Origin of the sequence: Lipingzhangella halophila, from assembly GCF_014203805.1 — a bacterium.
In the GTDB taxonomy this organism is placed as follows: domain Bacteria; phylum Actinomycetota; class Actinomycetes; order Streptosporangiales; family Streptosporangiaceae; genus Lipingzhangella; species Lipingzhangella halophila.
Genome location: NZ_JACHJT010000002.1, coordinates 329,156 through 342,004 on the forward strand (window position 1 = coordinate 329,156; position 12,849 = coordinate 342,004).

Consider the following 12,849-nt stretch of genomic DNA (forward strand, 5'->3'; position numbering starts at 1 on the left):
ACGGGCCCACACTGGGCCCAAGATCAACTGATCCCAGACGCTCGCGATTACCGGACGTAACAGAACCACCGGGACTCGTACCAGAGAGGGATGCCAGAGGCGCGCCGCTGCCCGGTCGCACCGGAGACCGCGCCCTCTCTCCAGGGCGCTCCGCCCCCTGGAGAGAGGGCGGAGCGCGGCAGCGCCCGAAACCCGGGCCTTCCCCTACCCGGAATCGAACACCAGTTCCCATCCTAGCAAAACCGGTCCGCCCGCGCCCGACCACATCCTGCGGCGCGTCGCCGATACCGCGGCGGGCTTAAACCGTCGCCTCGCTCTCGGTGACTCGCTCGTCGACCGCCTCGGCGATCCCGGTGGCGGCATCCAGGGTCTCCTCGGGCTCCTGCTCCGACCCTCCGATGAGGCGAACCGACACCAGCAGGTTGCGGTCGCTGAAGGCCACCGACGCGAACGCACCGCCAGGGACCGCCGGCTCCTCGTCATCACCGGCCCGCCTCGTCCCGGTAACCAGGGCCGACCGCCCGCCATCGCCGAGCTCGTTCTCCCGCATCCGGACATCGCCCACCTGGCCATCGTCGAGGTCAACGGCCTCACCTCGGCCGTCCTCGCCAAGCTGCTCGTCCACCTGCCGGTTCCGGTCCCAGATCGTGTCCCGCACGTCGGCGTAACCGCCATCGCGCGTCTCCGGGTCGAACCGTTCCACGTCCAGGACCAGGACCGCGCCCGGAGACTCGCCGGACTCCGAGGTAGCACCGCAGCGCAGGGCCTCGGCGACGACCTTGTCGCCATCGCTGTCCGTGCCGAGGTCCGTCGCTTGGTCACCCAGCTCGGGGTACTCCGCGAGCAGCTCCTCGGGAAGGTAGTCCGCGCACTCGTCCATGGCGGCGTAAGCGGGACCGGGCCGGGTGATGCTCCAGGCGACCGCACCGGCGACCACGAGCAGCAGTGCGGCCCCGCCAGCGATTCCGGCGACCAGCGCTCCGTTGCGCCGCGGCGATTCCGAGGATGGCGGCGGCCCGGCTGGGCCCTCGCCATGGGGGCCGTCCAACGGCGTGCCATCGCCGGAGCGCGGGGACGAAGGCTGGGCCCGTTCCTCGGATGGCGGATCCTGCTGACTCGGAGCCGGGGAAGGCCCGCCGGGAGGGTCGCCCTCGGGCGGCTGGGCGGGGGAACCATCGGGGCCGGACGGGGGAGTCGGCGGCTGACTGGCCATTGGGAACACCTGGGGGCCGGGAGCGGGGTAGGGGCGGACGGGCATCCGGCAGGGCCGGGAGTCCGTGCCGGCATCATCTCTACATCACGTCGCGCCGTCCCGCAGCACTGGCACCCGATTCCCGCTCCGATCGTGACGAGAAGGAATCCCGCCGCGCGGCGGCCACCGGAAAGGATCACACGCACGGTGAACCGGCCGGGCACACGCCTCATACGCGCGCCCGGCCCCAGACCGCGCCGGGGAGCGCGAGGCGGGCTCCGCGGAGACCGCGGTGCTGTCAACGCCCACCCCGCGCCCCGCGGGCAACTCAGCTCGTGATCTTGCCGGCCGAACCGGTCCCCTCGGTGACACTGATCTTGCGCGGCTTGGCCTGCTCGGCCACGGGAACCCGCAGGGTGAGAACACCGTCAGCGTAGTCGGCGGAGATGTTCTCGCCGTCGAGGGACTCGCCCAGGAACAGCTGGCGGGAGAAGCTTCCGGACGGGCGCTCGGCCATGACGACCTCGCGGCCCTTGGTCGCGTCGTCCCGCACGGCCCGGACAGTGAGGACGTTCCGCTCTACCTGCAGGTCGATCGAGTCGGCGCGGACGCCCGGCAGGTCGAAGTGCACCACGTAGGTGTCCTCGTCCCGGTAGGCGTCCATCGGCATCGTCAGCGGCCGCGCCGCCTCACCGAGAAGGCGCTGGGTAAGCCGGTCGAAGTCACGAACCGGATCAGTGCGCATCAGCATCGTGGAACCCCCCGTAATAGCCTCGCGAAGGCTGACTGCTCCCCACGCGGTTCACTACCACGATCCCGCGGCCAGTAACGCGCGCCGAACGTAAACAAAGCGGCAAGCGTGCCGCCGAAGGCCCGGCGCGGCGGGCGGAGCGCGGCCGGAGCGGCGCCTCCGGTATCCGGTTAAAGTGGGCGCGATGGACCAGTTGCACGGTGATCGCGCCACATGGCGGTTCGATGGCGAGTCGGTGCTGATCCGGTACCACACCGGACGGCGGACCGACTCCGTTCTCGACGCGCTCGGCCAGTGCGTCCTCCCCCTGGCCGCCATCGCCTCGGTGGAGTTCCGGACCGAACGCCGGGGCGGGTGGGGCCGCTCCCGGCACTGGCGGCTCCGGGCGCGGCTGGACCACAAAGCCGACCCCTACGCCGCGGTCGGCTCCATGCTCACAGAGGCGAGCGACCCGTTCCTGCTGACCGGCGACGCCGACACCGAGCTCGTCGCCGAGTACTACGCCGAGCAGCTCGGCGCCGCCGCATCCGCCACCCGCGAGACCGGGGTCAGCGCCCCCGCCGGTCTCGCGACCCACCTGGTTCCGCCGCTGCCGCTGCACATCCAGACCGTGGAGGGCACGGCCAGTTTCGACGGCACCAGCGCCGTGCTCACCTGGTCGGGATACGAGGCACGCTCCCGAAAGCGCAAGCAGCAACGCCGGGAGTTCCCCGTGGCCCGGATCGCGCGGGCCGAGTGGGTTCCTCCCACGTACTCCGGCTACTTCGGGTACCTGCGCGTTGTCGAGCGGGCGGACCCCGACGCCACAGGGCTGACCGCCGTCCGGCGCTACCTCGGGGGCGGGGAGCAGCCGGCCGACTCCGCGGCCACCGCTCCGGAGCACGACCTCGCCTGCCTGCGCTTCCGCGGTTCGCGTGACCAGGCCGAGGCGCTGCTCCTGGCGGCGACCATCACCGCACACACCTGGGTCCGCGACAAGCACCAGTCGTGACCAGCGGGCCCCGCGCCCGGAGAGCCAAGCCGCGCACCCCTTGAGTGGCGCACGGCGGACCGTGCCGCGCGACCGCCGTGTCCGGTAGCCCCGGCCAGCCACCACATCCGCGCGGCGCGGCACCGTCCGGCCGGACCGGCGCCCACTACAGCAGCGTGGTCTGCTCGACAGCGGGCTCAGGCGCCGCCTCGGAGCCGCGCCGCGCACCGCCGTTGCGGTGCTCACCGGAGCCGCCGGACCGCGGCAGCCCATGCCTGCGCGCGGCCTCGCGCACCCGCGCCGTGACCACGTTCTGGTAGCTCTTGGGCGCGTAGGCCCCGTTCCGGTACAGCTTCAGGTAGCGCGGAACGAGGTCGGGGTGCTCCCGCTCCAGCCACGCCAGGTACCACTCGCGCGCTCCGGGGCGCAGGTGCAGGACCAGCGGGGTGACGCTGGTGGCGCCCGCGGCGGCGATCGCGGCGACCGTCTCCTCGACCTGCTCGGGGCTGTCCGTCAGCCACGGGAGGATCGGCGCCATGAGTACCGAGCAGCCCACCCCGCGGTCGGCGAACCGGCGGACGACGTCGAGTCTGCTGCGCGGGCGCGGGGTGCCCGGCTCGACCGAGCGCCAGAGAGCATCATCGGTGAACCCCACCGATACGGCGAGGCTGACGTCGGTGACCTGCGCCGCCTCGACGATGAGGTCGATGTCGCGCAGGATCAGCCGCCCCTTGGTCAGAACCGAGAACGGGTTGGCGAAATCGCGCAGCGCGGCGATGATCCCGGGCATGAGCTGGTAACGGCCCTCGGCCCGCTGGTAGGGGTCGGTGTTGGTGCCCATGGCGATCGGCTGGCCGTTCCAGCGCGGGTGCGCGAGTTCGCGGCGCAGCAGCTCGCCGGCGTTGACCTTCACCATGATCTTGGTGTCGAAGTCGCGCCCGGAGTCAAGGTCGAGGTACTCGTGCGAGCGGCGGGCGAAGCAGTTGTGGCTAACGACTCCGTTCGCGAGAAAGTCCCCCGTTCCGGTGGTGATGTCGTAAAGGGTTCGTTCCTCACCGAGGTCCGAAACCGAGACAACGCCGAGCTGGGCATCCGGCTTGAGGGCGACATCGTCGACGCGTCGTTTCCGGCTGATCGCGGGATCGGTCAGATGGAAGAAACTCAACCGTTCGCTGAGCCCACCGGTCAGCCGCACCACACTCATGTTCGGTTTCGGAACCTCCAGGGTGTAGTGGAAGTCGAAACGCTTCAAGCCCAGGCTGATCGCCGTGGCGACCTCGCTGTCCGTACTGAAGATGCGAAGTACCCCTTGGGAACAGCTTCCCTCCGCGTCGAAGATCCCGGCGAGAAACCCCGTGCGCCAGTCGTCTGACGGAGCGACCGGCCATTCCACGAGCTCGGAGAGGCGCTCGAACGAGGCTCGCCGCGACGTCCGAATCGCCGTGATCGGGCGCCGTTCCGCCGTCTCTGCGGAGAAATCGCACCGCTCGGTGCGCACCCCGAAATGAGCGAGGTAGGTCGCGGCACGATCCAGCGCCTCGTCATCAGCCAACGCCAGGCGGAACCGGTACACGCTATCGGTCCGGCTCCCTGATCGCGGGTAGTGGTCCGCACCGAGACGCGCGTCCCCGCGAATGATCCCGCAGAGGTACCCGCGCCGGTAGGCGTCGGTCTGTTCGGGACCGGCCGCGTACTGACCGGTCCCGATCAACGTGTTGCTGGTGGTGAGATACGGACGGCGCTGGTGCCCGGCCATGGCGCCGGTCACGTACTTCCAGCCACGGTCCGTCAGGAACCGGTGGTCGCCGCTGGCGATGAGTGTGGTGCCGTCAGCCAGGGTCACGCGATAGGCCCGCTCCACCGTCGCCCAGTGCGCCAGCACCGTCGTCGGCGTGTAGCGCCGGTACTTCCCCACGCGCCGTGTCCCGTAGATCCGGTCGCCGACCCGGATCTTTGAAAGCGACCTGGTCCGACCGTCGGCCATGAGGACCGGGGTGTCTCCGGCCAGGCAGTAGACACACGCGTGACTGCACCCCCGGTACGGGTTGACGGTCCAGCGGAACGGCACCGCGGAAGCCCCGGGCACCCGGTTGATGATGGAGCGGGCGTGGATCTCGACGGCCACCGCCTCGCTGTCGTCGCCGGCGTGGATGGGCCCGGCTCCGGGTGCCGCCAGCCCCGCGCGGCCGGTCCCCCGCTCGTCGGGCATTGCGACGGCGGCACGCTCGAACAGCGCGCCGTCGTCCGTGTCGTCTCGCAGATCTTCCCACCGCACAACACTTATTCGAACACACGTTCGCGAATCGTGTCCAGTGCGGGCAAGTCCCGGCCGCATGTGAGAAAGCATCCGTGCCCGGTCAGTACGTCCCTTTAGGAGCGTGAACCGCCGGCCGGCGCGACCGCTCCGGTGATTGCGAGGAGGACTACATGGCACACACCGAGGTCGACGCGCGCCGCCTGCCGCCCGCGTCGATCATCGAGGGAGCGGCCGGCGGCGTGGTGGGCGCCATGGCGATGACCGGCACGCGGGAGCTGGCGCGCGGGTTGGGACTGATCGCGCAGACCCCGCCCGAAGCGATCCTCCAGAAGGAGGTTCCCCAGCTGCTGAACCGCATCCCCGAGGAACGACGCGTCGCCACGATCCAGCTCGCGCACTGGGCGTACGGGGCGTGCGCGGGCGCGGCGTACGGCCTGACACCGATCCGGCTGCGCGACCACCGGCTCTCGGGGCCGGTCTACGGGGTGCTGTCGTGGGCGTTCTTCGAGTTCGCGCTGGCGCCCGCGCTCGGCCTCGCCCACGCCCACGAGTCGCGTCCCCGCGCACGCGCCGCTCTTTTCGCCGACCATGTGCTGTACGGCCTGATCCTCGGGGCGTCGCCCAGACGGCGCCTGCTCAGGAAGCGCTGACGCGCCCCCGGGCGGGGCGCTGGCGTCTCGGTCCCGCACCGCGCGGAGACCCGCCGCCTCCGGTCGTAGGCGGCCAACCGGCCCCGCCAACCACCAGCCGGTGCCCGCATGGCGGTTGGCGGGTACGCACGGCCTTCGCGAATCAGCCCATCCCGCGGTTCGGACACGAGACAGGTGCCCTCTGGTGCGCCCGTTTACCGGCCCCGGGAGAGGGATCGCCCGTTCCCTCCGCAATTCCGGCGGAAATCCCCTCCGATGGCGCGTCGTCGTGCTGAGCCGCACGTCCGCGGCCTAGCGTCGGTTACGGGTTGGGGTTCGGCCTGGCGGAAGGTACGGCCGGCGCTGCGCACGCCGGCCATGTTCCGCGGCGGCGCTTGGGCGCGGCCGGAATCCTCGGAGGGGTACGACATGACCACTGACAGCAACCCGGGCGAGACCACCGAGCGGGTGGAGCACCTTCTGCGGGAGCTCGCCAAGTCGGATCCGGCCGCACACGAGCTGGCCGAGGAAGCGCTCGGGCTCATTGTGGAGCTGTACGGCGTCGCCCTGGGGCGCATCGTGGAGTACGCGGGGCCGGCGACGGCCAGCGCCGAGGCGGGGGACGACCACGCCGGCGGAATCTCGACGCTGGACCACCTGCTCGCCGACGACCTGGTCGCCAGCCTGCTCGTGCTGCATGACCTGCATCCGCTCGACACGAGCGCACGCATCCACCAGGCCCTGGAACGGATCCGGCCGTACCTGGGCGCACACACGGGCGACGTCGAACTCGTGAGCGTCGACGCCGAACGCGGCACGGCCGTACTGCGGCTCCGCGGCAACTGCGACAACTGCCCGTCGTCGGCGGAGACCGTCCGGAAGTCCATCGAACAACTGGTCGCCGAGGCCGCACCCGAGATCGAGGAGGTCCGGATCGAGGGAGTCGCCGATCCGGAAGCGGAGTACGCCGAGCCCGACCACATCGTGCTCGCCAACGGGCGGCCCCGCCCGGAGGAGCACGCGATGGCCTGCACGGTGCCGGGCCGGCTGGCCGGGCGCACGCCGGCCGGCGACTGACAGGCGGGGTCAGCGTTGGCCGTGGTGGCGGCCCCGTACAAGGCCGCCGCCGCGGGACGACGGCCGGCGACGCACGAGGAGGGCGGGCCGTGAGCATTGAGCGGGTGAGTGCCGTAGCCGACGCGGTGCTGTTCGGCGCTCAGCCGCACAGTCCGCACCGGCCCCCGGCGGCGCGGAACCAGGCCGGCTGGCAGTTCGGCACGCTCGCCCCGCCGGGGGCGCCATCGGAGGATCCGAACGCGTCCCGGACCGAGTGCGTCGTCGAGGTCGGCACCGGAACGGTGCTCCACCTGCTGGTGCGGTACGTACCGGGCTGGGTGTGCCGGCCGGCCGGGGACGACGCCGGCGCGCGTGCGGAGAGACGGGGCAACAGCACGTTGCAGGAGGTCGGCGCTGCCGTCCCGCTCGACGGTCCCCCCGGAGGCCGGGAGATACCGCTGGCCCTCCCGGACGGCGCGCGGGGCGCGGAGCGGGACGGCTCCGCCGGTCGGCATCTCACCGGCCTGGTCACGGTGACGTCGACGCCCCTGTCCATGCCGCGGCGCGTGGTCAGGGTCGGCGTACACGTGGCGAACCGCACGCCGTGGCGCACGGGCCAGGAACGGGCCACGCGGGAGAGGGTTCTGCGTTCCTCGATGGTCTCGGTGCACACCGTGCTCCGGGTGGACCACGGGGTGTTCGTGTCCCACCTGGAGCCGCCGGAATGGGCCGCGCCAGCGGTCGCGTCCTGCCGGAACAAGCACACCTGGCCGGTGCTCCTCGGGCGGCCGGGTGAGCGCGACCTCATGCTCTCCTCGCCGATCATCCTGGCCGACCACCCCGAGGCGGCACCGGAGGGCCCCGGCGGTCCGCGCGGCGCCACCGGAGTCGACGAGATCGCCAGCCCGCGCACAACACCGCATGCCAGGCGGGGTGGAACGCGGAACCGCCCCTCGGCCCGCCCGTCCGCGGCGCGCACGGTCAACGGCGCCGACGGCATACCACCGGAGACACTGGACCGGCTTCGCGGCACGCTGCGCTGGCTTGACGGCGCCACCGCATGGATCCCGGCTCGGCGTGCCGAGCCGGCCCCGGGTGCGGAGCTAGCCGGAGCGCCCGGCGCTGCCCGATGGGCCCCCGCTGCGGACAGCGGTACCTCCCGCGGCGCCGGCGAGGTGGCCGTGCCCGGAGGAATGGCGGTACGGGGAAGCCGGGTGCGGGTGCGTCCGGACGCGGACCCCGCCGCCGCACGTGCCGCGGTCCCGCGCGATGCGACCGGCACCGTCGCGGGTATCTACGTCGACGTCGACGGCACGTGCTTCCTGGCGGTCGCCCTCGACTTCGGACCCGCCTTCTGCCAGGAACGCGGCCGGGTGCTGTTCCTGCACCCCGACGACGTCGAGCTGTCCGAGGACGCGAACTGACCGGGCCGGGTACGCCGGTCTTCCGGCGTACCCGGCGGCCAGGCCGGCCGGCGCAACCAGGGCGCGGTCTCGCACCTGCTGTACGGACCGCGGCGAGGCTCAGTTGGTCCCCACCGGCGCGTTCCGCGTGGCCATCTGGCGGCGGCGGACCGCCTCCAGGGCCCAGACGACCGCGGCGCCCGCCACGATGTGCATGACCGACAGCGCGAGCTGCGTCACCAGGTCGCCGTCACTCATGAACGCGCCGGCGATCGTGGCCAGGGCCAGCGCCCCGCCAACGACCTGCGCCAGCCGCAGGAAGCCGATCCAGGCAAGGGCCAGCAGCACCGCCGCCCCGAACCCGATGGCCAGGGGGGCCACCGAGAACTGCACCACCGTCCAGGCGGTGATCTCGTGTACCCCGTTGGCCTCGTCGAAGACGAAGGAACCGCCCAGCACGTGGCCTATGCCCAGGACGGCGAGGTTGGCCAGCGTCGCCGCCACGATCGCGATCCCGCCGGCCTGCCACCAGCTCAGGCCCGGGCGACCGCCGCCCATCGCGCCTTCGGCGGTTCCGCCGGAAACACTCTTCGTGCCGGCGCCGGGTTCCGGCACGCTCTCGCGAACTGACATTGCGAATCTCCTCTGGATGGTTCTGCTGGAGGCTTTCCCGACCCAGCCTGAGACCTCAACCAAACTTTAGGTCAACCGGAACCGAGCAATCCCGGAATGTGTCCTCCGCCACACCAGACCCCCGGTGTCCAGAACCGAAACCCCTACTCCCGGGGCCCACCGGCCCCACCCGCCACAAAGGACAGCGATCCGGCCGCACACCCGCGGCCGCCGCGCCGGCGGCAACGGCAGCGCCATCGCAGTGCCGACCCGCGGCACGCCGCCGGCCCGATTCGACGGACGTTGGCTCCCCGCCTACGGGCGGGACCTGCCCGCACTGGCAGTCTCGCCGCCCGGGAAGGCCGGAACAGGTTTCCCGGCTCGGGACACGTGACCCGCCGCGGGCGGCACCCCCGTCCCGATCTCGCCTACGGAATGTGATGTTGCCCCTGGGGCGATAATGGCGGAGCCTTGGCGTTCCGGGGGGAGCCGGGGACAGAACACCGCCCCAAGCGTGAGGGGACGCAATCTCGTGTCCGAGAGCCACTCCGACGAGCCCCGGGACGTCGCCCCGGACGACCTCCTCCGGGTATTCGAGGCGCTGCGCGCCCGGCCCGAGACGGGTGACCTCCGCACCCAGCGTCGTCTGGAACGACTGGCGGCACGCCGGCTGCCGCCGGTCATCCCCGACAAGTCCCCCCGAGGTGGCATCGCGGAACCACCGCCGGTCCTCGACCTGGAGCTCACCGACCCGGCAGACCGCGAACACGTCATCCGCCTGCTGCAACAGCGTTGCGGCAGCCATCCCGTGTGGGTACTGCCGCACGACTCGGCGCATGCGGCGAAGGAGAACCCCGGGAACGAGCAGGGCGAGGAGGGGGACGACGGAGAGCAGCACAGCGCGGACACCAGCGGACTGCCCCGGCACGGCGGCTCCGGAGAAGGCGGCAACGCGGTCAGTACGCGCGAGCTGTACAAGGAACTGCAACGCCTCACCGAGGGTTTCGACACCGCCCCCAGGGCCGACGCGCTCGGGCGCGGACGGCAGGCCCCACCCGCGCCGCGCTTCCGCCGGCTGCGGTCGCTGCTACTCCTCAACAGGGTCGGACTGCGCGCCGTCTACACGCGCAAGGAGCGCCTCCACGACGAGCCCGAGGAGCACAAGGACGTCTCGCTGCCGCCGAAGGACCGCGAGAGCGAGGGAGCCGTCATCGAGGCCCTGCGCGAGGTGAAGGCCGGGCTGAAGAACCGTTCCTCGGACGACGACCCGCGGTGGTCAGCCATCTACTCCCGGGTGTTGCGGCGGGTGTCCGCCCTGGTCGCCCGAGTCTCCGCGCTGGTGACCTTCGGCAAGCTGGACGAGAAGGTACTGACGCCGGTGTCCTTCGTGGTCAGCGCCATTGTCACGGCCGCACCCATCGCCTCCCTCAGCCTGCTCTTCGAGCAGTTGGACAAACTTGTCACGGTCGGCGCCGCTGCGGTGCTGCTCCTCGTGTACACCGTCCTGGCGCTGTTCCTGTTCCTGCCATGGCACCGGTTCCGTTGGCTCAACCGACACCGCTACCCCCTGGAACCGGGGCAATCCACCCCACGGGCGCCGCAGGGCCACCAGCACAGCCCCTCCCAGGAATCCGACCAGTCTTCTCCGGAAGGGCTGCGGAACCACCGGCAACGCGGTATCCGGGTGCTGAACGTGCTGTACAAGCATCGCGACGCGACCGCGGATCCGGACGCCGAGCACGGCTGGAACCCGCCCGGCATCCACCGCCTCGGCGTCAACGCCTTCCTTGACGACCTGGACCGCGTCTACGGCAACGGCCACCCGGCGCACCGGTGGCTGCCGCGGCGCAAGCGGCACCGCCGCCCAGTGCTCATCGTCGACCAGGAACGGGTGGGCAACGCGGGCCGCTACCTGGTTCGCCTGATCGAGGACGAGCGGCTGCGGCGCCGGTACCCCGACCCGCTCCTCATCGTGGTGGTCCGTACCTCCGCGACGCCGATACTGGCCAGCGGGATCCGTCCGGAGCGGCACCCCGTACTGCCTGAGGCGCGCGGCAAGCCGCCCTCCGACCACCGGCGCGTCGTGGCGTGGCGGAACGCGCGCCACGCCCACGGAACGCTGGGGCGGGAACGGCTCCTCACCTTCACCATCCGGGCCTGTGCCCCGGAAGTCTGGAAGAACGCCTACCGCGAGAAGCGCCCCGATTCGGTGTGGACCCCGCTCGCGCTCACCGGGTTCTGGTCGGCCGGAGTCGGCACGGCCGCCGTACTCGCCCTGGTCGCGGGCAATTTCGTGGTGCCCGCCTACATCCAGGCCAACAACCCCTGCGTAAAGGAGGGTGTCCGGCCGCCCAGCGGCATCCAGCGGGTGGGCCAGGACTGCGTCGGCATCACCGACGGCGGGTTCCACTTCGACGATCGTCTGGAGAACGCTCAGGACGTGATCCGCGACCAGAACGACGAGGTGGCCGGCGAGGACCACGTCACCATCGTCTATATCGCCTCGATGAGCGTGACGACGCAGGACAACAGCGACCTGGCCGGGGTGCAGGGTGAGCTGTACGGTCTCGCCCAGCGCCAGAAGCTGCACAACCGGCGCGACGACGTCCCCGCTATCAAGCTGCTCCTCGCCAACACCGGCCAGAACTGGGAGCACGCTCAGACCGTCGCCGACCAGATCGTACGGCGTGCCGGCGACGACCACGCCACCAGCGACCGGATCCTCGCCGCGGTCGGTCTCGGGCACAGCGTGCGGCCCAACACCAGGGCTATCACCACACTGAGCGCCGCACAGATCCCGATGGTGGGCACCACCGCCACCTTCGACGAGGTCGCCCACCTGCCCACGGGCCGGCCGAGCCCGTACTTCTTCCCGGTCGCGCCGTCCAACAGCCGGATCGCCGAGCGCGCCGCCCAGTGGGCCCACGCAGGAGTGCGGTGGTCGAGTAGCGACGGCACGGCGTGGGACCTCGACCCCGCCGCCACGGCGGTCGCGATCGCGGACAACGAGGAGGGCGAGAGCTACGGCCCGCACCTGGCCATCCAGTTCATGCGGGAGTTCCGCGAGCGCGGCGGCCAGGCGTGGTCCGCCGGTGGCCCGTACCCGGAGATCACCCTTCCGGAGGGGAGCCGACAGCACAAGGGCGTCCTGCCCTACCGCCGCGAGGGGACGAGCCACTGGGAGCGCCTGGCGGACGTCTGCGCCGACCCGCCGGACCTCATCTACTTCGCCGGGCGGTCGGTCGAGTTCGAGGACTTCTACACCCAGATCCAGGAAGAGGGGCGGTGCGCCGAGGGGGACGTGACCATCCTCGGCGGGGACGACATCGCCAAGTACGTGGCCGACAACGAACAGCGGCTCGCCAACGCGGAGGGCTTCCCCGTCTACTACACGCCACTGGCGGCCAGCGGTCCGTGGAGCCAGTGCTCGGACACCGAGCACTCGGTGTACAACGAGCTCGCCGACCTCATCGGCGGCACCGAGGACGGCCGCGCCGCCAACCCCGACACCGCCCCGTCGATGGCGCACGCGGCCGTGGCCTATGACGGCCTCCGGGTCCTCGACCGGGCACTTCTCCGCGACACCCTCGAACGGCCCAAGGAGAACGACGGGAGCGAGGACGACGAGTTCACCCGGCTCCGCGGGTCCCTCCTCGCCCGGATCCAGGACACCTCAGACACCTACGGGCCGACGGGAGCGCTCCGGTTCGGCGATCCCAGTTCCGGGAACTGGTACGAGGACCAGCTGGTCCAGCTCGTCCTGGCCGGCCCCGAAAGCGAGTCCGCCGACACCGGTGAGACCGAGTGGCAGCGCGTCGTCGCCGCGCACGGGCGCATCAACGAGACTGACCGGGCACCCGAGGGGTGCGAGACCGAGAACGGATACTCGGGGCGGGACTGACGGAGGCCGACCGCGGCCCCCCGCTCACTCTCGTACGTGAGCCGCGCCGCGTACGCCGCCGCGGCCCGGTCCCGGTTA

Annotated in this window: 9 protein-coding genes; 5 read left to right on the top strand and 4 right to left on the bottom strand. The window is 71.7% G+C overall.

The features are described 5' to 3' along the window. Positions 1 to 298: 298 nt before the first annotated feature. Together F4561_RS28525 and F4561_RS28530 are read right to left on the bottom strand one after the other, a co-directional pair. Entirely contained in the window at positions 299 to 1,213 is a 915-nt protein-coding gene (locus F4561_RS28525; RefSeq protein WP_184584807.1) for a hypothetical protein, read from the bottom strand. 307 nt (positions 1,214 to 1,520) lie between these two features. After that, positions 1,521 to 1,943 (bottom strand): Hsp20/alpha crystallin family protein, encoded by a 423-nt coding sequence (locus F4561_RS28530; RefSeq protein WP_184584808.1) that lies wholly within the window; start codon positions 1,941 to 1,943, stop codon positions 1,521 to 1,523. 184 nt (positions 1,944 to 2,127) lie between these two features. On the opposite strand from F4561_RS28530, the gene F4561_RS28535 reads away from it, so the two are divergent. Next, positions 2,128 to 2,934: a DUF4429 domain-containing protein gene (locus tag F4561_RS28535; RefSeq protein WP_184584809.1), complete on the top strand. Its 807-nt coding sequence runs from the start codon at positions 2,128 to 2,130 to the stop codon at positions 2,932 to 2,934. 145 nt (positions 2,935 to 3,079) lie between these two features. On the opposite strand, the gene F4561_RS28540 is transcribed toward F4561_RS28535, so the two are convergent. Then, positions 3,080 to 5,260 carry an intein-containing Rv2578c family radical SAM protein gene (locus tag F4561_RS28540; protein ID WP_376773807.1) on the bottom strand — a complete coding sequence of 727 codons (2,181 nt, stop codon included), beginning with the start codon at positions 5,258 to 5,260 and terminating at the stop codon, positions 3,080 to 3,082. A gap of 80 nt (positions 5,261 to 5,340) precedes the next feature. Between F4561_RS28540 and F4561_RS28545 the strand changes: the two genes are divergently transcribed. From F4561_RS28545 to F4561_RS28555, 3 genes are all read left to right on the top strand, one after another. Next, positions 5,341 to 5,820 carry a hypothetical protein gene (locus F4561_RS28545; RefSeq protein WP_312885682.1) on the top strand — a complete coding sequence of 160 codons (480 nt, stop codon included), beginning with the start codon at positions 5,341 to 5,343 and terminating at the stop codon, positions 5,818 to 5,820. Between the two features lie 408 nt (positions 5,821 to 6,228). Next, the gene (locus F4561_RS28550) at positions 6,229 to 6,876 is read left to right on the top strand and encodes a NifU family protein (RefSeq protein WP_184584811.1); all 648 of its coding nucleotides are present in this window, start codon (positions 6,229 to 6,231) and stop codon (positions 6,874 to 6,876) included. 89 nt (positions 6,877 to 6,965) lie between these two features. Next, positions 6,966 to 8,279, top strand: coding sequence for a hypothetical protein (locus tag F4561_RS28555; protein WP_184584812.1), 1,314 nt, complete (start codon positions 6,966 to 6,968; stop codon positions 8,277 to 8,279). A gap of 99 nt (positions 8,280 to 8,378) precedes the next feature. Here F4561_RS28555 and F4561_RS28560 read toward each other — a convergent pair whose 3' ends face one another. Next, positions 8,379 to 8,891 carry a DUF6069 family protein gene (locus F4561_RS28560; RefSeq protein WP_184584813.1) on the bottom strand — a complete coding sequence of 171 codons (513 nt, stop codon included), beginning with the start codon at positions 8,889 to 8,891 and terminating at the stop codon, positions 8,379 to 8,381. Positions 8,892 to 9,402: 511 nt separating this feature from the next. Here F4561_RS28560 and F4561_RS28565 point away from each other — a divergent pair. Beyond that, a complete protein-coding gene (locus tag F4561_RS28565; protein ID WP_184584814.1) occupies positions 9,403 to 12,771 on the top strand; it encodes an ABC transporter substrate-binding protein in 3,369 nt (1,122 codons plus the stop codon). Positions 12,772 to 12,849 lie beyond the last annotated feature (78 nt).